The sequence below is a fragment of the Stenotrophomonas sp. GD03777 genome (genome assembly GCF_029842485.1).
Taxonomy (GTDB): domain Bacteria; phylum Pseudomonadota; class Gammaproteobacteria; order Xanthomonadales; family Xanthomonadaceae; genus Stenotrophomonas; species Stenotrophomonas sepilia.
The window spans coordinates 1-22308 of record NZ_JAOCGL010000068.1 but is presented as its reverse complement, the minus strand read 5'-3'; the positions used below and the strand labels follow the sequence as shown (position 1 = coordinate 22308).

The 22308-nt window shown below is 67.0% G+C and carries 21 protein-coding genes and 1 tRNA gene; 18 read left to right on the top strand and 4 right to left on the bottom strand.

Annotation, left to right across the window (positions count from 1 at the left end; translation table 11 throughout):
• The first annotated feature begins 89 nt into the window (after positions 1-89).
• Both N5E02_RS14275 and N5E02_RS14270 read left to right on the top strand, forming a co-directional pair.
• Positions 90-797, top strand: a complete 708-nt coding sequence (locus N5E02_RS14275) for a cell division protein FtsY (RefSeq protein WP_065179157.1) — start codon at positions 90-92, stop codon at positions 795-797.
• Between the two features lie 44 nt (positions 798-841).
• Positions 842-1951 carry a toxic anion resistance protein gene (locus N5E02_RS14270; protein WP_065179156.1) on the top strand — a complete coding sequence of 370 codons (1110 nt, stop codon included), beginning with the start codon at positions 842-844 and terminating at the stop codon, positions 1949-1951.
• A gap of 71 nt (positions 1952-2022) precedes the next feature.
• On the opposite strand, the gene N5E02_RS14265 is transcribed toward N5E02_RS14270, so the two are convergent.
• A complete protein-coding gene (locus tag N5E02_RS14265; protein ID WP_005417955.1) occupies positions 2023-2910 on the bottom strand; it encodes a LysR family transcriptional regulator in 888 nt (295 codons plus the stop codon).
• Positions 2911-3007: 97 nt separating this feature from the next.
• Here N5E02_RS14265 and trpB point away from each other — a divergent pair, with 97 nt between their 5' ends.
• The 5 genes from trpB (at position 3008) to glmM (ending at position 8165) form a co-directional block, all read left to right on the top strand.
• Complete coding sequence (gene trpB / locus N5E02_RS14260; RefSeq protein ID WP_005417953.1) at positions 3008-4225, top strand: tryptophan synthase subunit beta; 1218 nt, start codon at positions 3008-3010, stop codon at positions 4223-4225.
• Entirely contained in the window at positions 4222-4902 is a 681-nt protein-coding gene (locus tag N5E02_RS14255) for a hypothetical protein (RefSeq protein WP_005417951.1), read from the top strand. The genes trpB and N5E02_RS14255 overlap by 4 nt, the downstream gene beginning before the upstream one ends.
• 1 nt (position 4903) lies before the next feature.
• Positions 4904-5713 (top strand): tryptophan synthase subunit alpha, encoded by an 810-nt coding sequence (trpA, locus tag N5E02_RS14250; protein ID WP_005417949.1) that lies wholly within the window; start codon positions 4904-4906, stop codon positions 5711-5713.
• Positions 5714-5928: 215 nt separating this feature from the next.
• A complete protein-coding gene (gene accD / locus N5E02_RS14245) occupies positions 5929-6804 on the top strand; it encodes an acetyl-CoA carboxylase, carboxyltransferase subunit beta (RefSeq protein WP_005417947.1) in 876 nt (291 codons plus the stop codon).
• The gene (glmM, locus tag N5E02_RS14240) at positions 6804-8165 is read left to right on the top strand and encodes a phosphoglucosamine mutase (protein WP_065196991.1); all 1362 of its coding nucleotides are present in this window, start codon (positions 6804-6806) and stop codon (positions 8163-8165) included. Before accD ends, glmM begins: the two co-directional genes overlap by 1 nt.
• A 78-nt stretch (positions 8166-8243) precedes the next feature.
• Here glmM and N5E02_RS14235 read toward each other — a convergent pair whose 3' ends face one another.
• The 3 genes from N5E02_RS14235 to N5E02_RS14225 are packed head-to-tail and all read right to left on the bottom strand — an operon-like array spanning position 8244 to position 12137.
• Positions 8244-9101: a polysaccharide deacetylase family protein gene (locus N5E02_RS14235; protein WP_134955820.1), complete on the bottom strand. Its 858-nt coding sequence runs from the start codon at positions 9099-9101 to the stop codon at positions 8244-8246.
• Positions 9094-10239, bottom strand: coding sequence for a glycosyltransferase family 4 protein (locus tag N5E02_RS14230; RefSeq protein WP_065179154.1), 1146 nt, complete (start codon positions 10237-10239; stop codon positions 9094-9096). Before N5E02_RS14230 ends, N5E02_RS14235 begins: the two co-directional genes overlap by 8 nt.
• A 20-nt stretch (positions 10240-10259) precedes the next feature.
• Entirely contained in the window at positions 10260-12137 is a 1878-nt protein-coding gene (locus N5E02_RS14225) for a sulfatase-like hydrolase/transferase (RefSeq protein WP_164092919.1), read from the bottom strand.
• A gap of 150 nt (positions 12138-12287) precedes the next feature.
• On the opposite strand from N5E02_RS14225, the gene N5E02_RS14220 reads away from it, so the two are divergent.
• The 11 genes from N5E02_RS14220 to nuoG all read left to right on the top strand — a co-directional run.
• A complete protein-coding gene (locus tag N5E02_RS14220; RefSeq protein ID WP_049414703.1) occupies positions 12288-13265 on the top strand; it encodes a 2-oxoglutarate and iron-dependent oxygenase domain-containing protein in 978 nt (325 codons plus the stop codon).
• 873 nt (positions 13266-14138) lie between these two features.
• Entirely contained in the window at positions 14139-14894 is a 756-nt protein-coding gene (gene tpiA / locus N5E02_RS14215; protein ID WP_005417939.1) for a triose-phosphate isomerase, read from the top strand.
• Positions 14895-14925: 31 nt separating this feature from the next.
• Positions 14926-15363 carry a preprotein translocase subunit SecG gene (gene secG / locus N5E02_RS14210; RefSeq protein ID WP_065179767.1) on the top strand — a complete coding sequence of 146 codons (438 nt, stop codon included), beginning with the start codon at positions 14926-14928 and terminating at the stop codon, positions 15361-15363.
• A 51-nt stretch (positions 15364-15414) separates the two neighbouring features.
• Positions 15415-15499 (top strand) — tRNA-Leu (locus tag N5E02_RS14205).
• A gap of 111 nt (positions 15500-15610) precedes the next feature.
• Complete coding sequence (locus N5E02_RS14200; protein WP_005417937.1) at positions 15611-15967, top strand: NADH-quinone oxidoreductase subunit A; 357 nt, start codon at positions 15611-15613, stop codon at positions 15965-15967.
• Positions 15958-16512 (top strand): NADH-quinone oxidoreductase subunit B, encoded by a 555-nt coding sequence (locus tag N5E02_RS14195; protein ID WP_005417936.1) that lies wholly within the window; start codon positions 15958-15960, stop codon positions 16510-16512. The genes N5E02_RS14200 and N5E02_RS14195 overlap by 10 nt, the downstream gene beginning before the upstream one ends.
• A gap of 33 nt (positions 16513-16545) precedes the next feature.
• Positions 16546-17295 carry an NADH-quinone oxidoreductase subunit C gene (locus N5E02_RS14190; RefSeq protein WP_005410462.1) on the top strand — a complete coding sequence of 250 codons (750 nt, stop codon included), beginning with the start codon at positions 16546-16548 and terminating at the stop codon, positions 17293-17295.
• Complete coding sequence (locus N5E02_RS14185) at positions 17292-18599, top strand: NADH-quinone oxidoreductase subunit D (protein WP_005417935.1); 1308 nt, start codon at positions 17292-17294, stop codon at positions 18597-18599. Before N5E02_RS14190 ends, N5E02_RS14185 begins: the two co-directional genes overlap by 4 nt.
• Before the next feature lie 97 nt (positions 18600-18696).
• Positions 18697-19224 carry an NADH-quinone oxidoreductase subunit NuoE gene (nuoE, locus tag N5E02_RS14180; RefSeq protein ID WP_005410460.1) on the top strand — a complete coding sequence of 176 codons (528 nt, stop codon included), beginning with the start codon at positions 18697-18699 and terminating at the stop codon, positions 19222-19224.
• 4 nt (positions 19225-19228) lie between these two features.
• Positions 19229-20569, top strand: coding sequence for an NADH-quinone oxidoreductase subunit NuoF (nuoF, locus tag N5E02_RS14175; RefSeq protein ID WP_005417934.1), 1341 nt, complete (start codon positions 19229-19231; stop codon positions 20567-20569).
• The coding region (gene nuoG / locus N5E02_RS14170; RefSeq protein WP_279946389.1) for an NADH-quinone oxidoreductase subunit NuoG at positions 20566-22308 on the top strand (1743 nt) is incomplete at its 3' end. The genes nuoF and nuoG, both read left to right, overlap by 4 nt.

Below are 22308 nucleotides of genomic sequence, written 5' to 3'. Positions count from 1 at the left end.
GCGCTGATGCGCCACTTCTACGGCGAGTCATTGCCACCGGAAGACGGCGATGGCATGCCGGCATCCACGCCGAAGCCGCCGCCGCTGCCGTGACCACGCGCGTGCCACTGCCGCCACCGATGCTGCCGGATACGGTCGATGTCGCTGCGCTGGCCGACTATGGTGCGCCGTTGCTGCAGGCGCTGGCGCGGCGCGAAGCGCCGTTGCCACCGGATGCGGGCGAGCGCCTGGTGGCTGCGCTTGCGCGCATCGCGCTGGCTCTGCAGGCCGGCAACCCGGCGCAGATCCGGCAGCAGGAAGGCTGGTGGGGACGGCTGCTGGGGCGCGATGTCGCTCGCGAAGCAGAAGGGCACGCGCTGCAGTCGCAGCTGGGCGTACTGGCCCTGCAGGCGCGTGAGCAGGCCCAGCACCTGCAGCAGCACATGCAGCTGCGGGCCATGGCCATCGTTGAGCATTCCGCGGCGGCCGCGGCGCTGGACGGCTGGGCCGAACTGGCTGCGTCGCGGCTGACGACGCTGGATAGCGCCGGTCAGGCCGCGCTGTCGCATCGGCTGGACCATCTTCGCCGGCTGGCCTCGCTGCGCCGCCTGGAAGCCGGTCAATGGCAGCTGCTGCAGGACCAGGACAACATGCTGCTGCAACGCTTCGCGCGCATCCATGACGTGCTGCTGCCGGCCTGGCGGCAGGCTGCAGTGGCGGGCCAGGCCGCTGCGGGCGCTGCGTTGGCTGGCAAGGCTGCCACGTTGCACGCACAGATCGATGACGAGGTGGCCGCGGCTCAGGCTAGACTGCCTTGAGCCGGCCGCCGCTGCCGCTTACCCAACTGCAAGGAGACTGCCCGATGACCCAGGACAGCCAGACCCCCGGTGCCCTCGTACCCGGCACGACCACCGCCACTGCGCTCGACGAAGGTGCACTGCAGGCGCTTGGGCTGGTCCGCGAGGATCTACCGCGCATCGCCGAGATCCGTCTGGAACTGGACGATCTGCGCCCGGGCAACCTGCAGGTGTTCGGCCGCGAGGCGGCCACGCGCACCGCCGCGTTCTCCAGCCAGTTGCTGGACCAGGTGCGCAATCGTGACCTGGATGCCAGTGGCGAGAAGCTGGGCGAGGTGGTGCGCATCGCGCGCAGCCTGAAGCTGGATGGCTTCGCCCAGCGTTCGAAGGTGCCGGTGATCGGTGGCCTGATCGACCGCATGCGCGCCTCCAAGGGCGAGCTGGTGCAGAAGTTCAGCGACACCAACGCGCAGATCGAACAGCTGCTGGCCGACGTCGGCGTGCAGCAGGCGTTGATGGGCAAGCGCGTGGGCGAGTTCGACCGCATGCACGATATCGTCCGCGAAGAACGTCGTGCGCTCGGCCTGTATGCGGCAGCGGGCAAGCAGCGGCTGGCCGAACTGCAGGCCGAACAGCTGGCCGGGCAGGCCAGCGAGGACCCCCAGCAGCGCATCCGCCAGGGCGAGATCGACAATGCGATCCGGTTGATCGAGAAGCGCGTGTCCGACCTGCAGCTGATGCAGCACGCCGCCGATCAGTCGCTGCCGATGATCCGCCTGATCCAGGCCAACGCTCTGCAGCTGATCGAGAAGTTCAACACCGTCCGCGACATCACCATTCCGTCGTGGAAGCGCCAGTTCGCCATCCAGCTCTCGCTGGGCGAACAGAAGGCTGCGGTCGAACTGTCCACGGCCATCGATGACGCCACCAACGAACTGATGCGCCGCAATGCCGACCTGCTGCGCCAGGCCTCGGTGGATACCGCGCGCAGCAACCAGCGCGGCGTGATCGACGTGGCCACGCTGCGCCATGTGCACGACCAGCTGATCGCCACGGTGGAAGAAGTGCGCAGCATCCATCGCGAAGGGATGCAGCAGCGGCAGCAGGCCGAAGTCGAGCTGTCGCGCCTGCGCGAAGACCTGCAGCAGCGCCTGGCCACACCGACCGCCAGCTGAAAAAAGGGGACGGAGGGAACTAAGTCGTTTGTGCCACTTGCGACTTAATTCCCTCCGTCCCCTTTTTGTTGTCAGCGGAGTTGCTGGCCCAGCCAGTCGGCGAGCGCATCCACGCGCGCATCAGGTGGTCCGTCCGGTCGCGCCAGCACCCAGAAACCACCGGTGGCGGCAAACCCCCACGGCGCGACCAGTCGCCCGGCGGCCAGGTCCTCGGCCACCAGTGGCTCGGGTGCGATCGCCGGGCCCAGCCCGGCCACCGCTGCCTCCAGCAGGTAGTACAGATGCTCGAAGGCCGTACCCAGCTGCAGCTTCGCGGGGTCCAGAGCGTGCGCCTGCGCCCACGCCGGCCACGCCTGCGGCCGTGAGCTGGTGTGCAGCAGCGTTTCCTGCAGCAGCGCCGAGGGCGGTACATGCCGCAGTCGCTGCGCGGCCGGATGCGAGGGGGCCACCACCACGCCGACCCGTTCCGGGGCCAGCTCACGCACCTGCCAGCCGCGGGGCCACGGCCCCTGCGCCAGCAGCAATACCGCATCCAGTGCCGCCTGTGCCTCGGTGAAGCTGCCATCCAGCGCTGACCATTGCAGGCGCACGCCGGGCAGGGCGGCCTGCAGCGCAGGCAGGCGCGGGATCATCCAGCGCGCCAGCACGCTGCCGCTACAGCCCAGTACCAGCGCCGGGGCCGCCGCCGGCCGCCGCAGTTCGCGCACGCAGTCTTCGATGCCGCCGAAGGCCTCGCTGCACGCTGCCTGCAGCCGCGTGCCCGCAGCGGTCAGGCGCAGGCCGCGACCGGCACGCTGGAACAGCGCCAGGCCGAGATGGTCTTCCAGCAGCTTCAGCTGGCGGCTGACCGCACCGTGGGTGACATGCAGGTCGTGTGCGGCGCGGCCAACGCCGCCGAGACGGGCGGTGGCCTCGAACGCACGCAGCGCATTGAGCGGCGGCAGCAGGGAACGGCTCATGTGAGATTTCCTGACGATATGCGCCAGATAATATCCATTTTCCGGTCAAGACCCGTGCGCTAGAGTATCCACCTGTCTCGAACCAGCGGTCGCTTCCATGTCTGCCTCCCCCATTGCCGACTACCACGCCTTCCCGGATGCCCAGGGCCATTTCGGCCGCTACGGCGGCAGCTTTGTTGCCGAAACCCTGGTGGGTCCGCTGCAGGAACTGGCCCAGGCGTATGACCAGGCCCGTCAGGACCCGGCATTCCAGGCTGCCTACGACCGCGACCTGGCCCATTACGTGGGCCGGCCGAGCCCGATCTACCATGCCCAGCGCCTGAGCGACCATGTCGGCGGCGCGCAGATCCTGCTCAAGCGTGAAGACCTGAACCACACCGGCGCGCACAAGATCAACAACACCATCGGCCAGGCGCTGCTGGCCGCGCGGATGGGCAAGAAGCGCATCATCGCCGAGACCGGTGCCGGCCAGCACGGTGTTGCCAGTGCCACCGTTGCCGCCCGCCTGGGCCTGGAATGCGTGGTGTACATGGGCGCCACCGACATCGAGCGGCAGAAGATCAACGTCTACCGAATGAAGCTGCTGGGCGCGACGGTGGTGCCGGTCACCTCCGGCTCGGCCACCCTGAAGGACGCGCTCAACGAAGCGATGCGCGACTGGGTGACCAACGTGCAGGACACCTTCTACATCATCGGCACCGTGGCCGGCCCGGATCCGTATCCGCGCATGGTCCGTGACTTCAACGCCATCGTTGGCCGCGAGGCGCGCGAGCAGATGCTGGCCGAGTATGGCCGCCTGCCCGATGCGATCACCGCCTGCGTCGGCGGCGGCAGCAACGCCATCGGCCTGTTCCACGCCTTCCTCAACGATCGCCAGGTCGAGATCGTCGGCGCCGAAGCCGCCGGCGACGGCATCGGCACCGGCCGCCACGCCGCATCGATCGCCGCCGGTCGGCCGGGCGTGCTGCATGGCAACCGCACCTATGTGCTGTGCGACGACGACGGCCAGATCATCGAGACCCACTCGGTGTCGGCCGGCCTGGACTATCCGGGCGTCGGCCCGGAGCATGCTTTCCTGGCCGATACCGGCCGTGCGCGCTACCTCGGCATCACCGATGAAGAAGCGCTGCAGGCCTTCCACCTGCTGGCGCATACCGAGGGTATCCTGCCGGCACTGGAGTCCAGCCACGCACTGGCACAGGCGATCAAGCTGGCGCGTGAGCGTCCGCGTGACCAGATCGTGCTGTGCAACCTGTCCGGCCGTGGCGACAAGGACGTGCACACCATCGCCGCGCGCGAAGGGCTGGTGCTGTGAGCGCGCTGCTGCGGAACAGCGGGGTGCTTCTGCTGGTGCTGGGCCTGGCCGCGTGCCAGCCGCCGGAACCGCCAGTGCTTGCGCCGGCTGCCAAAGCCACCGCGCAGCCCGCACAGCAGCCGGCCGCCAACGATGACCTCGACCCGATGGCGCGTACGCCGATCGTCGATCCGCCGTCTGCGGAAGAGAGCAACGGCGACAACGCCCCCGCCGTCGCCTCGGTGGCACTGGACCATGCCGGCGAAGTGCTGGTCGGCCAGCACATGGGGGACCTGAAGTCACTGGGGCCCTGGAAGGCACAGGGCGCGAAAGAGTTCTTCGAAGGCGACTGCGAGTACTACGACGGCAGGGGGTTGCCGCCGGGCGTGTCGATGATGACCGACGACGACCGCGTGGTCCGTTTTGATCTGAAGCCGGGCGACGACCCGGAGCTGCCGGTTGAACAGCCCGGTCCATTCGGCCTGCGCATCGGCATGACCCGTGCCCAGGCCATGGCACAGTTCCCGAAGCCGCCGGTATCCAGCCCGCATGCCTACGACGGTGACCAGGGCGAGTACCTCACCTGGCAGGACCCGGGTTCGGATCTGGGCATCCGCCTGGAACTGTTTGAAGGGAAGGTCACCCGGATGTACTGGGGAACCAGCGATGCGATTGAACTGATTGAAGGATGTGCCTGAAATGCCCGTATCCCGACTCGATGCCTGTTTCCTGCGTCTGCGCGAACAGCAGCGCAAGGCGCTGATTCCCTTCGTCACCGCCGGTGATCCCTCGCTGGAGGCGACCGTGCCGGTCATGCACGCACTGGTCGAGGCCGGCGCCGACGTGATCGAACTGGGCGTGCCGTTTTCCGACCCGATGGCCGATGGCCCGACCATCCAGCGCAGCTCCGAGCGCGCGCTGGCGCGCGGCGCCGGCAGCCGCTACGTCCTGCAGGCCGTGGCGCAGTTCCGCGAACGCGATGCGCAGACCCCCGTGGTGCTGATGGGCTACCTCAACCCGGTGGAGATCCATGGCTACGCGGCCTTCGCCAAGGCCGCCGTCGACGCCGGCGTGGACGGTGTGCTGCTGGTCGATCTGCCGCCGGAAGAAGCGGGCGACGCCCAGCAGGCGTTCGACGCAGCCGGCCTTGCGCTGGTCCTGCTGGCGTCGCCGACCACCAGCGAGGCGCGAGCCGACAAGCTGCTGGCGCTGGCCCGTGGCTATCTCTACTACGTCAGCTTTGCCGGTGTCACCGGCGCGTCCGAGCGCCTGGACAGCGATGCCGCCAGTACCCGCCTGCAGGCGTTGCGCGCGCGCGCATCGGTGCCGGTGGTGGCGGGCTTCGGTATCAAGGATGCCGCCAGTGCCGCGGCCATGGCCCGCCAGGCCGATGGCGTGGTGGTCGGAAGCGCGCTGGTGGCGGCGCTGGCAGAAGCGGGTTCGGCGGAAGACGCGGTGCAGCGCGCCCGGGCCTTCCTCGCCCCGCTGCGGCAGGCGCTGGACGCGTAACAGGACTGCCGGCCGCTGGCCGGCCTCCTCCTGATGGCTCGCGTGCAAGGGCTGCCGGCCAGCGGCGGGTACCGCCCAGCACCTAAACGTACGTCCCAGCATGGTTTTTTCCGGCTGCCCCGCGGCTGGGAAGGGGGTGCACGGGCGGGGAAAGCGGAGCTAGACTGTCCGCCTTTGCGGCCCCTGGGCCGCCCTGAACGGAAGTGTCCTCCCGCATGAGTTGGCTCAGCAAGTTGATGCCGTCCGGCATCCGCACCGACAACACCCCCAGCAAGAAGCGCAGTGTCCCCGAGGGCCTGTGGGAAAAGTGCAGCAACTGCGGCAGCGCGTTGTACCGTCCGGAACTGGAAGAGAACCTGGAAGTCTGCCCGAAGTGCGGCCATCACATGGCGATCCGCGCGCGCGCGCGCCTGGCCGCCCTGTTCGACGCCGACAGCACCACCGAGATCGGTGCGCGCCTGGGGCCGACCGACCTGCTCAAGTTCAAGGACCAGAAGAAGTACAGCGAGCGCATCAAGATCGCGCAGAAGAACACCGGCGAGTACGACGCGCTGATCGCCATGCGCGGCCTGCTCAAGGGCCGTGCGCTGGTGGCATCGTCCTTCGACTTCGCCTTCATGGGCGGCTCGATGGGCTCGGTGGTCGGCGAGCGTTTCGCACTGGCCGCAGAAACCGCGGTCGAGATCGGTGCGCCCTACGTGTGCTTCTCGCAGAGCGGTGGCGCACGCATGCAGGAAGGCCTGTTCTCGCTGATGCAGATGGCCAAGACCTCGGCCGCGCTGGGCAAGCTGCGTGAAGCCGGGCTGCCGTACATCTCGGTGCTGACCCATCCGACCACCGGTGGTGTCTCGGCCTCCTTTGCGATGCTGGGCGACATCAACATCGCCGAACCGCAGGCGCTGATCGGCTTCGCCGGCCCGCGCGTGATCGAGCAGACCGTGCGCGAGAAGCTGCCGGAAGGCTTCCAGCGCTCGGAGTTCCTGCTGGAGCACGGTGCCATCGACCAGATCTGCGACCGCCGCGAGCTGCGTGACCGCCTGTCCGACCTGCTGGCGATGCTGGGCCGTCAGCCGGCGCCGGAGGTGGCATGATGGGAGGCCGCAAGTACTTCGGTACTGATGGCATCCGTGGCCGGGTCGGCCAGGGCGTGATCTCGGCCGACTTCGTGCTGCGCCTGGGCAACGCCCTGGGCCGTGTGCTGGTCGCCCAGCGCGGCCAGGACGGGCGCCGGCCGATTGTGGTGATCGGCAAGGACACCCGCATTTCCGGCTACATGTTCGAGGCGGCACTGGAAGCCGGCCTGGTGGCCGCCGGTGCCGACGTGCAGCTGCTGGGGCCGATGCCGACTCCGGCGGTGGCGTTCCTGACCCGTACGCTGGGCGTGGATGCCGGCATCGTCATCAGCGCCTCGCACAACCCGCACTACGACAACGGCATCAAGTTCTTCTCCGCCCAGGGCGAGAAGCTCGACGATGCCACCGAGCTTGCCCTCGAAGCGGCGCTGGACGTTCCGTTCACCACCGTCGAATCGGAGAAGCTGGGCAAGGCATCGCGTGGCCGCGAGGCGGTCGGCCGCTACATCGAGTTCTGCAAGGCCAGCGTGCCGCGCGCGTTCGACCTGCGTGGCGTACGCCTGGTGCTGGACTGCGCGCACGGCGCCACCTACCAGATCGCACCGCTGCTGTTCCGCGAGCTGGGTGCCGAGGTGATCGGCATTGGCGCCGAGCCCAACGGCGTCAACATCAACGCCGGCGTGGGCTCCACCCATATCGACAATCTCGCGGCCAAGGTCCGCGAAACCCGCGCTGATCTCGGCATTGCCTTCGACGGCGACGGCGACCGCGTGCTGATGGCCGACGACCAGGGCAACCCGGTCGACGGCGATGACCTGCTTTACATCCTGGCCCGCGCATGGAAAGCCGAAGGCCGCCTGCGCGGCCCGGTGGTCGGCACGCTGATGAGCAACTACGGCGTGGAGAAGGCCTTCGCCGATCTGCAGATTCCGTTCGTGCGCAGCAACGTCGGTGATCGCTATGTGCACCAGGCGCTGATCGAAGGCGGTGGGGTGCTCGGCGGCGAAGCCTCCGGCCACCTGCTGTGCCTGGATCGGGCCACCACCGGTGACGGCATCGTCAGTGCGCTGCAGGTGCTGGTGGCGTTGCGCAACAGCGGGCAGACCCTGCGCCAGGCATTGAAGGGACTGGTGCGGGTGCCGCAGAAGACGGTCAACGTGCGGCTGGGCAATGTCTCGGCCAAGGCAACGGTGCAGGCCGACAGTGTGCAGGCCGCGCTGGCCGACGCGCAGCAGTCGGTGGCCGGCCGTGGCCGTGCGTTCCTGCGCCCGTCCGGTACCGAGCCGGTGGTGCGTGTCACGGTCGAGGCCGATGATGCAACGCTGATGCAGGACACGCTGGACCGCCTGTCCGCGGCGGTCCGTGAAGCCGCCGCCTGAGGCCGCTGCACATCAGCCCAACGAAAACGCCCCGGAATGCCGGGGCGTTTTCGTTGAAGGGGCAAGGCGTTGGGCTGCCTACGGCCCCGGCACCATCTTCTTCTGGCGTGCCTTGAAGCCATTGAACAGCGGTGCGATCAGCGGGTTGTAGCTCTGTGCGATGCGTTTTCGCAGCCAGCTGGCCGGGCGGTTGCGGATCGCGAAGCGGTAGATGCGTTCCGGATCGCCGCCGACCACGTTGCGGCCGAACGGGTGGGTGGTGTGCAGGTAGCGGAAGCCGTGCTCGCGCGCCACCTCGATGTGGTCCTGGTCGAAATCGCCGTAAGGCCAGCACAGCGTATCGGACACCTCGCCGAGCTTGTCCCGCAGGACTTCGCGCGAGACTGCCAGATCGTGGCTCAGGCCCGCACGGCGCTGTGCGCGGTCCAGGTCGTCGCGGCGCAGCCAGCGGGTGTGGGTATGGGTGTGGCAATGCACTTCGAAGGTGCCGGCGGCGATGGCCGCGCGCGCTTCGCTCCAGCGCATCATCACGTCGTCGCTGCGGTTCTGCTGGTAGATCGCCGCTTCGCAGCCGCGGTGGTCCGGCGTGGCAGGCAGCACTGCCCCGGCAAGCCCCGCGTGGGGCCGCTCCGGGCCTTCACCCATCCAGCCGGTGACCACGAACACCACTGCGTGCATGCCGTACTTCTGCAGGATCGGGTGCGCATACACCCAGTTGTCCAGGTAGCCATCGTCGAAGGTGATCACGATCGACTTGCGCGGCACCGGCTTGCCGGCCAGGAAGCCGGCGTACTGGTCCAGTGTCAGCGAAGTCCAGCCGTTGCCGGCCAACCAGGCGATCTGGCTTTCGAAATTTTCCGGTGACACGGTGATCATGCCCGGCGACGGACTGACGTGGTGGTGCATCAGCACCGGTACGGTTCGGGCATCAGCCATGTCCCAGCTCCTTCAGCCACTGGCGGTAATAGTATTCGGTGGTCTCACCGTGGCCGTCGGGAGTGAACCGGTGCGCGCTGCGCATCCAGTCCCAGCCCGCGCGGCCCATCTGCCGCCGCCGTTCCGGATCGTCCACCAGCAGGCGCAGGGCGCCTGTCAGGGCTGCATTGTCGCCCAGCCGGGTGAGGATCGCATTGCTGCCATCGACCACCATTTCCGGCACGCCACCCACGCGCGTGGCCACGATCGGCACCCCGACATAGGCGGCCTCCAGGAAGACGGTACCGGCCGCTTCCTTGTGCGAAGCCAGCGCGAAGATGTCGAAGCCGGCCATCAGCCGGCACGCGCCGTCACGATAGCCGAGCAGGTGGACCTGCTGCTGCAGCCCGTGCTCGTCGCGCAGCGCCTGCAGTCGATCCATGACCGGCTGGCCATCGCCGACCACCACCAGGTGCAGGTTCGGGTGCGTCTTGCACAGCGGCACCATCGCCTGCAGCAGGTCGGCGTGGCCCTTGGGTTCGCGCAGCACCGCCACGCAACCGACCACGATGTCCTGTTCGCCGAAGCCGAGCTCGGCGCGCACTTCCGCGCGTACCTCCTGCAGGCATTGCCAGGGGTCGTCCTTGCGGATCTCGCTCCAGCGCGGCGGGACCGCGATGGGCGGCACGATACCGATGTGTTCGGCCGGAATGCCGCGCTCGGCCAGCAACTGCTTGACGAAGCTGCTGACGGTCAGCACCCGGTGCGGCAGGCCGGTATAGGTCAGCAGCGAGTTGACCGGGCTCATCAGGTGGCGCGAGCGCACCACCAGCGGCGTGCCGCCCAGGCGTGCGCCGGCGGCGGCGATCAGCGCGTCACGGCGGCTGGTGGTGTTGACCACGTCATAGCGTTCGCGGCGCACCAGGCGCGAGACCGACCAGATGCCGCGCAGCAGACGCAGCAGGCCGCCCATGCGCAGGGTGTGCACGGTGAAACCGTCGTCGTGTGCCAGCTTGGCCAGTCGCGCTTCGGGTTGGCACAGCAGCGCCACCTCGTGGCCACGCGCGCGCATCACCTGCATGTGGCGGAAGATGTAGATCTCCTGTCCGCCCATTCCCTTGGCGGCTTCGGTGTGCAGGATGCGCAGCGGACGGTTCATGCGGGATCGATCCTTGAAGGTCAACGATTGCGGAAGCGGGTCAACGCTTCCCATGCAGTGCGTACGGCAGCCGCATCAGGGGCCTGCTGGGGCAGCGGGAGGTAGTGCCGGTCCAGCGCTGTGGCGTTGCCGAACTTGTCGAACACGTAGATCGCGTCGCCATGGCGTATCGCGCGCTGCGACCAGCTTTCGACCACCAGCGCACGCGGGCCCTGCGGTTCGGCCAGCAGGTCCTGGCCGGTGCTGTAATCGGTCAGTGCGTTCTCGCAACCCAGCGCGTGGCGCATCAGTGTCGGTACCCAGTCTTCGTGCGAGCTGGTGCGGGCGTCGCGGCCAGCGGCCCTGCCTGGCCAATGCAGCACGAACGGGACCTGCAGCTGGTAGTCGGAGAAGTTGCCGTTGTGGCCCCAATAGTTCAGCTTGAGGTCGTTGAACTCTTCGGCATGGTCGCCGGTGACCAGCACGATGGTGTCCTCGGCCAGGCCCTGTGCGCGAAGGTCGTCCAGCAGCGAGCCGATCAGGCTGTCTGCGTAGTGCACGGCGGTGCGGTAGCGGTTGAGTTCCGGCGTCGGGTCGTGCTCCGGGCCGAATTTGAGGAAGTCGATGTCCGCAGCCATCGGCGTCGCCACGGGCGGGTAACCATCGGGCATGTGGTAGGGCGCGTGGGTGGAGTCGAGGAACACGAAGCCGAACCACGGGCGCTGCGCCGCCTGGCTGGCGCGGATGTCCTGCTGCAGTGCACTGATGATCGCGCGGTCGCGGCCGTCGGACTTCAGTGCCGATGAACCCTGGTGCAGCTGGTCGCGCACATCGGCGAAAGCCGTGCGATCGAACTCCGGGCTGTACAACGGCGCACTGCCGTACAGGTGCAGGTCGTAGCCCTGCTGGCCCAGCACCTGGAACAGCTGCGAGCCGCGCTGCTCGTCGAGCATGCTTGGCCAGTAGCCACCGGGCAGGCCGTACAGCAGCCCGAACAGGCCGTAGCGGGTGGCATTGCCGGTGCTGAAGTGCTGGTCGAACACGCGCGCGTCCTGCGCCAGCGCCGACGTGTTGGGCATCAGCTGCGGTGTCAGCACGTCCTGGCGCAGCGATTCCAGCACCACCATCAGCACATTGGGACGATGCGGGTTCTGGCAGCGCAGCGGGTGCAGTGGGTACTGCAGCTGCGCATGGCGCGGGTCGGGCAGGCCGGCCTGCTGCTGGCTGACCACGCCCAGGCGCCGCATGAAGCTCTTGGCGGTGATCGGTTGCGCCCACGGCAGGTAGTTCCACTGCGCGATCACATCGCGGTCGCCGCGGGCGTCGTAGTAGGCGGTGGCCACCTGGCCGCCGGCCATCAGAAGCGCGACCGCTGCCCACGCCTGCAGCACCCGTCGCCGGCGCGGCACTGCCGGCAGCAGCTTCCAGCACGCCCAGGCCAGCAGGCCTTCGGCGGCGAAGACCGCGGCGACCAGCAGCGCGACCTGCAGCCAGGTCTTCCAGGACAGGGCGACCTGGTCCTGCAGGGCGCCGCCGAACACCATGTTCACGACCATGGCGTTGAGGTGGAAGCGGTACAGGGTGAACACCTTGGCGTCGACGAGCAGCAGGCACAGCCACAGGCCCTGCAGGAGAACGGCGCTGATGCTCAGCGTACGGGCAGTGCGTGGCCACAGCCCCAGCAGCAACGGCAGCAGGCCGGCCAGCGCGCCGAACGCGAGCAGGTGGCCGGGCAGGGCGATCGCGAGGTAGGCCAGGCCCGCGCTGCCGCCTGGATTGTCCCGCAGCGGCACGTTGCCCAGTGCGATCGCCGCAGCCAGGACCGCATTGCCGGCGACGAACAGCGACCACCAGGCCAGCCGGCGCCAACGCCGGGTGGAACCTTCAAGGGCGGGTGCGGCAGGGGCGGCTGCAGACATGGCGAAGCGGATTCAGGGAGCGGGGAAAAGGTCGGGCCCCACGTGACGGAAGCGTTAATCCGCGCGCGGGTCGCGCATTGTATCGGTTTGTTTCTTCGTATCGAGTGGCGTCCCCCGGGCGATCTGTCACAATGTTCAGGCGGGCCATGAATGCGCTGGCCCCCCAGACCCAATGACAAGCCAGGAACCGCTGTGAGCCAGATCCCCACCCTCGACATCACCCGTTTCGACAGCGACCGCGAGGCCTTCGTGGCCGAGCTGGGCGCGGCCTATCGCCAATGGGGATTCGCGGGCATCCGCAACCACGGCATCCCGCAGGCCGACATCGACGCTGCCTACGATGCCTTCAAGGCCTTCTTCGCCCTGCCGGAAGAGGTCAAGCGCAAGTACCACGTGCCTGGCAGCGGCGGGGCCCGCGGCTATACCCCCTTCGGCGTGGAGACCGCCAAGGGCTCCAAGCACTTCGACCTGAAGGAGTTCTGGCACATCGGCCGCGAGATCGCGGACGACTCCAAGTACCGTGACGTGATGGCGCCGAACCTGTGGCCGACCGAAGTCGAGGGCTTCCGCGAGCGGGGGTACGGCCTGTACCAGGCGCTGGACAACCTGGGGTCGCGCGTACTGTCGGCGCTCGCCCTGCATATCGGCCTGCCGGAGAATTTCTTTGCCGACAAGACCAACTTCGGCAATTCGATCCTGCGCCCGATCCACTACCCGCCGATCACCACCGACGACATCCCGAACGTTCGTGCCGGTGCTCATGGCGACATCAACTTCATCACCTTGCTGGTGGGTGCCAGTGCCGCGGGCCTGGAAGTGCAGTCGCACGACGGCGAGTGGGTGCCGTTCACCTCGGACGCGGACACCATCGTGGTCAACATCGGCGACATGCTGCAGCGCCTGACCAACCATGTTTATCCGTCGACCATCCACCGCGTGGTCAATCCTCCGGGCGAGCTGGCGCGCCAGCCGCGCTACTCGGTGCCGTTCTTCCTGCACCCGAACCCGGACTTCCTGATCGACGTGCTGCCCTCGTGCATCACCCCGGAGAACCCGAGCCGGTACCCGGAGCCGATCACCGCCCACGGCTTCCTCGAGGAGCGCCTGCGCGAGATCAAGCTGAAGTAAAGAAAAGTGAGGCCGCCGAAAGGCGGCCTTGTTTTTTGCAGGGTCGCACCCTGCGCCCGCGGTAGTGCCGGCCGCTGGCCGGCAAGCCCAAAGCCAAGGCGGCTCTGGATTCGTGCCGGTTGAGCGGGGCGGCGTGGGTTGGCAGGACACGCCGTGAACCCCCAGACCGGCCCAGCCGCTGGCGGCTGTGCGTTCGGGCGCTTGCGAAGCAGTGCTTCGCAAGCAAAGCGCCCTCACCCCTGGGGGCTCGATGGCGCCTTGCTCGTGTGCGCTGTCCTGCGCACACGGCAAGACCGGGGTTGGGCGTCCTGCCCAACCCGCCCGAGGCATGCCTCGGGCCCATGGCGCCAACGGACCTGCCAACTCACACCGCCCCACCCCCGACAGCTTCCCGGTGACGGCGGGTAAATCGCGATTCCCGGTGTGTATCGACCTTGGTCGACACGGTAGATCCACGCCATGCGTGGATGAGATCTCTCGGATCGAAGTGGGGCAGGGGGTTGGTCCAGTCAGCATCAACCCGGAATGCAGCTTTTGCCTTTGCTCTTGTTCTTCTTTTTTCTTTCCGTGGCGGGCGGAACCGCCGGACTGTGTCAGAGGCCGGGCGGGTGGGGCTGCGCAGGGGCGTGAGCCGCATGGATGCGGCGATCGAGCTTACATGGACGTACTTGCAGCGCCCCCTGCGCAGTCCTACCCGCCCGGCCAAGCCCCAGATCTAGCCGGGCTCTCCGCGACCACCCAAACCCCGCCCCCCCCCTCCGCCACGAGGGGCTGCGCCGTTGGCTGAAAATCCATGTAACCGCTTACAAGGAAACGGATTTTTGCCGCAACGGGTATCATGACCGGCTGACTTCACACAGGAGCCACCCGCTCATGCGCCGCAAGATCGTCGCCGGAAACTGGAAGCTGCATGGCAGCCGTCAATTCGCCAATGAACTGCTGGGGCAGGTGGCCGCCGGGCTGCCGCTGGAGGGCGTGGACGTGGTGATCCTGCCCCCGCTGCCGTACCTGGGCGAGCTGGTCGAGGACTTCGGCGCGACCGGCCTGGCCTTTGGCGCACAGGACGTGAGCAGCAACGAGAAGGGCGCCTACACCGGCGAAGTCTGCGCGGCCATGCTGGTCGAGGTCGGGGCCCGCTATGGCCTGGTCGGCCATTCCGAGCGCCGCCAGTACCACCATGAAAGCAGCGAGCTGGTCGCGCGCAAGTTCGCCGCTGCCCAGCATGCCGGCCTGGTCCCGGTGCTGTGCGTGGGCGAGACCCTGGAACAGCGAGAGGCCGGGCAGACCGAAACGGTCATCGCCAGCCAGCTGGCGCCGGTACTGGAACTGGTCGGTGCGGCCGGTTTCGCCAACGCCGTGGTCGCCTACGAGCCGGTCTGGGCCATCGGTACCGGCCGTACCGCCAGCAAGGAACAGGCACAGCAGGTGCACGCGTTCATCCGTGGCGAAGTCGCGCGCATCGATGCTAGAATCGCTGATTCACTGCCCATTGTTTACGGCGGTAGCGTGAAGCCCGACAATGCCGGGGAACTGTTCGCGCAGCCGGATGTCGATGGTGGGCTGGTCGGCGGCGCCTCCCTGGTGGCCGCGGACTTCCTGGCCATCGCACGGGCGGCGGCCGCGAACTAATCCTAGAAGTATTGTCCGAGGGCGGTTTCCAATGCTGATGTTGATCCTCAATGTCGTCTACGTGCTGGTCGCTGTGGCCATGATCGCGCTGATCCTGATGCAGCGTGGCTCGGGTGCGGCGGCAGGTTCGGGCTTTGGTGCTGGTGCCTCGGGTACGGTGTTCGGTGCGCGTGGCGCCTCGAACTTCCTGTCCAAGTCGACCAAGTGGCTGGCTGTCGTGTTCTTTGGCATCAGCCTCTTCATGGCCTGGTATGCCGGTCACGGCACCCGTCCGGCAGCCGACCAGGATCTGGGTCTGATGTCCGCCCCGGCAGCGGCTGCTCCGGCGGCTCCGGCGGGCGAGCTGCCGGCCGTCCCGAAGGCCGATGCGGTCCCGGCAGCCCAGGTTCCGGCCGCGAATGTGCCGGCTCAGGCGGAATCTTCGGTTTCTGGTGAAGAAAAGCCTTCAGAAGGCTCCCAGAAAGACTGAAGCCGGTTACAATACGCGGCGCATCGGAAAGATAGTCTGATGTGATCGTTTGCCCAGGTGGCGGAATTGGTAGACGCACTACCTTGAGGTGGTAGCGACGCAAGTCGTAGGGGTTCGAGTCCCCTCTTGGGCACCATTTGTAAGTAAAGCGGGTTCGTCTGGCGCGCAAGGCGCCAGGCAGGTTCCCGTCCACTCCCCCATGCCAAAGCGCCTGCAGGCGCGGCGGCAGAGGCAAGAGAGAATCGCTGTGCTGGCCGAATATTTGCCGTCTCTGCTGTTTCTGATCGTTGCCACCGGTATCGGCGTTACGCTGATGCTGGTTGGTCGATTCCTCGGTCCCCGCCGCCCCGATCTGGAAAAGCTGTCGCCGTATGAGTGCGGCTTCGAAGCCTTCGAAGACGCGCGCATGAAGTTCGACGTGCGCTACTACCTGATCGCGATCCAGTTCATCGTCTTCGACCTGGAAATCATCTTCATCGTGCCGTGGACCCAGGTCTTCATGGAACTGGGCGCCCGTTCGCTGGTCACCATGGGCCTGTTCGTCGGCATGCTGTTCCTCGGTTTCATTTACGTCTGGAAGAAGGGAGCGCTGGAATGGGAGTGATTCAGACTCTCGATGGCCTCATGAACAACCCGTCGCCGGAAGGCCGGGTTGATGACATCCTGCGGCCGGAAGGCGACAACCCGCTGCTGGAAAAGGGCTTCGTCACCACCAGCGTCGACGCACTGCTGAACTGGGCGCGCACCGGCTCGATGTGGCCGATGACCTTCGGCCTGGCCTGCTGCGCGGTCGAGATGATGCATGCCGGCGCCGCGCGCCTGGACCTGGACCGCTACGGCGTGGTGTTCCGCCCGTCGCCGCGTCAGTCCGACGTGATGATCGTGGCCGGCACCCTGGTCAACAAGATGGCCCCGGCGCTGCGCAAGGTCTACGACCAGATGCCGGACCCGAAGTGGGTCATCTCGATGGGTAGCTGCGCCAACGGTGGCGGCTACTACCACTACTCCTATTCTGTGGTGCGCGGCTGTGATCGCGTGGTGCCGGTGGACGTCTACGTCCCGGGCTGCCCGCCGACCGCCGAGGCGCTGGTGTACGGGATCCTGCAGCTGCAGAAGAAGATCTGGCGTACACAGACCATCGCCCGCTGACCCCTTCACCTGACTAGAGCGCGCCAAGCCCCCATGGCAGAGCAAGCATCCTTCATCGACCGACTCTCCGCACGTTTCGCTGGTGCGAAGGTCATCGTGGTCGAACCCCGCGGCGAAGTGACGCTGGAAGTGCCTGCCGCCGAGTGGCACGCCACCGCCCTGGCGCTGCGTGACGAGTTTGGTTTCGAGCAGGCCGTGGATCTGTGCGGCGTCGACTACCTCGGTTATGGCTCCGACGAATGGGACACCGCTGACGTGTCCTCGCAGGGTTTCAGCCGAGGCGTCGAAGGCAAGGCCCAGGGCCGCTTCGCGTGGGGCGAGTTCCCCACCGAGGAAAACGGTGCCGACGGTGCCCGCCCGCAGCACATGCCGACCCAGCGCTTTGCGGTGGTCGCGCAGCTGCGTTCCTACCAGCACAACCTGATGATGCACCTGCGCTGCTTCGCCCCTGACGAAGCACTGCCGGTGGTGTCCTCGCTGACCGGCATCTGGCCGGGCCTGAACTGGTTCGAGCGCGAGGCGTTCGACCTGTACGGCGTGATCTTCGAAGGCCACCCGGACCTGCGCCGGATCCTGACCGACTACGGTTTCGTCGGCCATCCGTTCCGCAAGGACTTCCCGCTGATCGGCAATGTCGAAGTCCGCTACGACGAAGAAAAGAAGCGCGTGATCTACGAACCGGTCACCTCGGTGGAGCCGCGCGTCGGCGTGCCGCGCGTGATCCGCGACGACGCCCGTCTGCAGACCGCAGAAGGTGAGCGCGCGCAGGAGGCAGTGAAGTGAGCCACGTACACCAGGCCGGCGAAGCATTCGCCAGCAACGCCGCCGAGAGCCGGCAGGAAATCCGCAACTACACCATGAACTTCGGCCCGCAGCATCCGGCCGCTCACGGTGTGCTGCGCCTGATCCTGGAAATGGACGGTGAAACCATCATGCGCGCCGATCCGCACGTGGGTCTGCTGCACCGTGGTACCGAGAAGCTGGCCGAGTCCAAGCCGTTCAACCAGTCGATCGGCTACATGGATCGCCTGGATTACGTGTCGATGATGTGCAACGAGCACGCGTACGTGCGCGCGATCGAGACCCTGATGGGTATCGAGGCGCCGGAGCGTGCCCAGTACATCCGCACCATGTACGATGAAATCACCCGCATCCTCAACCACCTGATGTGGCTGGGCTCCAACGCGCTCGACCTGGGCGCGATGGCGGTGATGCTGTACGCCTTCCGCGAACGCGAAGAGCTGATGGACTGCTACGAAGCGGTTTCCGGCGCGCGCATGCACGCGGCGTACTACCGTCCGGGCGGTGTCTACCGCGACCTGCCGGACCACATGCCGAAGTACAAGGAATCGCGCTGGCACAAGGGCAAGGCGCTGAAGCAGCTCAATGCTTCGCGCGAAGGCTCGCTGCTGGACTTCCTGGAGAACTTCACCGTCGAGTTCCCCAAGCGCATCGACGAATACGAAACCCTGCTGACCGACAACCGTATCTGGAAGCAGCGTACCGTCGGCATTGGCGTGGTCACTCCCGAACTGGCCCACCAGTGGGGCATGACCGGCGTGATGCTGCGCGGTTCGGGCATTGCCTGGGACCTGCGCAAGAAGCGTCCGTACGCCAAGTACGATGCCGTCGATTTCGACATCCCGCTGGGCAAGGAAGGCGACTGCTACGACCGCTATCTGGTCCGCGTTGCCGAAATGCGCGAATCCAACCGCATCATCAAGCAGTGCGTGGCGTGGCTGAAGGCCAACCCGGGCCCGGTGATGGTGAAGAACTTCAAGGTCGCTCCGCCCAGGCGCGAGGACATGAAGGACGACATGGAAGCGCTGATCCACCACTTCAAGCTGTTCAGCGAAGGCTACTGCGTGCCGGCCGGCGAGACCTACTCGGCGGTGGAAGCCCCGAAGGGCGAATTCGGCTGCTACCTGGTCTCTGATGGCGCCAACAAGCCGTTCCGCGTGCACCTGCGTGCGCCGGGCTTCGCCCACCTGTCCTCGATCGATTCGGTCGTGCGCGGCCACATGCTGGCTGACGTGGTGGCGATGATCGGCACCTACGACCTGGTGTTCGGCGAGGTTGACCGGTAATGCCGTCCGCCACGCCAACGCCCGCTGCAGGCAGCCGGCGCAAGCCGGCGCCGCAGTTTCTGGAATTTCACGTTATGCATTTCGCTGAGGTCGGCCGATGAAGGCGACAGGTAATTTCGAGGCGGCGCGCGACGTCGACCCGATGGTGGTGCTGAGCGACAAGACCCGCGCTCACATCGATCACTGGCTGTCCAAGTTCCCGCCGGACCGCAAGCGCTCTGCCGTGCTGCAGGGCCTGCATGCGGCCCAGGAGCAGAACCAGGGCTGGCTGACCGACGAACTGATCGCCGGCGTGGCCAAGTACCTGGACCTGCCGCCGGTGTGGGCCTACGAGGTCGCCAGCTTCTACTCGATGTTCGAGACCGAGAAGGTGGGCCGCAACAACGTGGCCATCTGCACCAACATCAGCTGCTGGCTCAATGGCGCCGAGGACATCGTGCGCCATTGCGAGAAGAAGCTGGGCATCAAGCACGGTGAATCGACCCCTGACGGCCGCGTCTATCTCAAGCGCGAGGAAGAGTGCCTGGCCGGCTGCGGTGGCGCGCCGATGATGGTCATCAACGGTCACTACCATGAGCGTCTGACCCTGGAAAAGGTCGACGAGCTGCTGGACGGGCTGGAGTAAGGGCATGGCACATCACCACGAATCCAAGGGTCCGGTCGGCCCCGCGCCGCTGCCGCACCAGGTGGTCTATACCACCCTGCATTACGACACCCCGTGGTCGTACGAAAGCTACCTGAAGACCGGTGGCTACGCTGCCCTGCGCAAGATCCTCGAAGAGAAGATCCCGCCGGAGCAGGTCATCGAGATGGTCAAGGCCTCGGGCCTGCGCGGCCGCGGTGGCGCCGGCTTCCCGACCGGCCTGAAGTGGTCGTTCATGCCCAAGGGCAACATGCAGAAGTACATCCTCTGCAACTCGGACGAATCCGAGCCGGGCACCTGCAAGGATCGCGACATCCTGCGCTACAACCCGCATTCGGTCGTGGAAGGCATGGCGATCGCCTGCTACGCCACCGGTTCGACCGTGGGCTACAACTACCTGCGCGGTGAATTCCACCACGAGCCGTTCGAGCACTTCGAGCAGGCCCTGGCCGACGCCTATGCGAACGGCTGGCTGGGCAAGAACATCCTCGGCAGCGGCGTGGACATCGACATCTACGGCGCGCTGGGCGCCGGCGCGTACATCTGCGGCGAAGAAACCGCGCTGATGGAATCGCTGGAAGGCAAGAAGGGCCAGCCGCGCTACAAGCCGCCGTTCCCGGCCAACTTCGGCCTGTACGGCAAGCCGTCGACGATCAACAACACCGAAACCTATGGTTCGGTACCGGCGATCATCCGCAACGGCCCGGAGTGGTTCAAGGGCCTGAGCCTGACCGCCAACGGCGGCCCGAAGTGCTTCTCGGTGTCCGGCTGCGTGCAGAACGGCGGCAACTTCGAAGTACCGCTGGGCACCACCTTCGACGACCTGCTGGAAATGGCCGGTGGCCTGCGTCCGGGCCGCAAGCTCAAGGGCGCGATCCCGGGCGGCGTGTCGATGCCGGTGCTGACCGCGGCCGAGCTGAAGGGCCTGCCGATGGACTACGACACCATCCGTGCGCTGGGCTCCGGCCTGGGCTCGGGTGCGATCGTCGTGCTCGACGACAGCGTCTGCTGCGTCAAGTTCGCCTGCCGCATCAGCCAGTTCTTCCACAAGGAATCCTGCGGCCAGTGCACCCCGTGCCGTGAAGGCACCGGCTGGATGCACCGCGTGCTGGAGCGCATCGTCGCCGGCAAGGCCACGATGGAAGACCTGCACCAGCTGAAGGCAGTGGCCGGGCAGATCGAAGGCCACACCATCTGTGCGTTCGGCGAAGCGGCTGCATGGCCCATCCAGGGCTTCCTGCGCCAGTTCTGGGACGAGTTCGAGTACTACATCGTCAACGGTCATTCGATGGTTGACGGCAAGAAGGTGGAGGCAGCCGCTGCATGAGCGCGCAACCCGTAAATCCGAGCGTCCCACCCGATCACGTCACCATCGAGATCGATGGCAAGTCGCTGGTCGTGCCCAAGGGCTCGATGATCATCCAGGCGGCCGACAAGGCCGGCATTCCGATTCCGCGCTTCTGCTATCACGAGAAGCTGCCGATCGCCGCCAACTGCCGCATGTGCCTGGTGGACGTGGAGAAGTCGCCGAAGCCGGCGCCGGCCTGTGCCACCCCGGTGATGGACGGCATGAAGGTCGCCACCCGCAGCGAGAAGGCGCTGAAGTTCCAGCGCTCGGTGATGGAGTTCCTGCTCATCAACCACCCGCTGGACTGCCCGATCTGTGATCAGGGCGGCGAGTGCGAGCTGCAGGACGTGTCGCTGGGCTATGGCCGTTCAGTCAGCCGCTTCAACGAGCGCAAGCGTGTGGTGCCTGACGAGGACATGGGTCCGCTGGTTGCCACCGAGATGACCCGCTGCATCCAGTGCACCCGCTGCGTCCGCTTCACCGCCGACGTTGCCGGTACCTACGAACTGGGTGGCATGTACCGCGGTGAGAACCTGCAGATCGGTACCTTCGACGGCAAGCCGCTGACCACCGAGCTGTCCGGCAACGTCGTTGACGTCTGCCCGGTCGGCGCGCTGACCAACAAGGTGTTCCAGTTCCGCGCCCGCCCGTGGGAACTGACCGCGCGCGAGTCGCTGGGCTACCACGATGCGATGGGTTCGAACCTGTTCCTGCACGTGCGTCGCGGCGAAGTGCTGCGCACCGTGCCGCGCGACAACGAAGCCGTGAACGAGTGCTGGCTGTCCGACCGTGACCGCTACTCGCACCAGGGCCTGTACAGCGAAGACCGTGCGGTCAAGCCGCTGCGCAAGGTCAATGGCGAGTGGAAGGAAGTGAGCTGGGCCGAAGGCCTGGCCGCGGCCGCCGAAATCCTCAAGGCCAACCAGGGTGACAACCTGGGCGTGCTGGTGCACCCGTCGACCTCGAACGAGGAAGGCGCACTGCTGGCCCGCCTGGCCAAGGGCCTGGGCTCGGGCAACATCGACCACCGCATCAACAACCGCGATTTCTCCGACGCCGCAACCGCCGAAGTGTTCGGCCTGCCGCTGGCCGAGATCGAGGGCGCCGACCGCATCGTGGTCCTGGGCAGCAACATCCGCCACGAACTGCCGCTGCTGCACGCTCGCCTGCGCAAGGCGCAGACCACCAAGGGCGCGAAGATCCACGTGGTCAATCCGGTGGACTTCGACTTCGCCTTCAGTGTCGCCGGCAAGCAGATCGTTGCCCCGTCGAAGTTCGTCGATGCGCTGGCCAACGCCGAGCTGCGTTCGGCAGTGCAGGGCGGCAACAACACCGTGCTGATCGTTGGTGGCATCGCCGAGAACCACCCGCAGGCTGCCGCGATCCGCGCTGCCGCGCGTGACTTCGCTGCCGCTACCGGTGCCAAGCTGTGCCGCATCCCGCAGGGCGCCAACGCCGTTGGCCTGACCCGCGCCGGCGTGCTGCCGGCTGGCAAGGACGTCGCCGCGATGCTGGCGCAGCCGCGCCAGGCCTACGTGGTGTACGGCCTTGAGCCGGGCCTGGACTTCGCCGACGCCCCGGCCGCCCGCAAGGCGCTGGCGGGTGCGAAGGTGGTGGCCTTCAGCCAGTTCGCCTGCGCCTCGACCCGCGACGTTGCCGACGTGATCCTGCCGATCGGTGCGCTGCCGGAAATCGACGCCACTCTGACCAACCTCGAT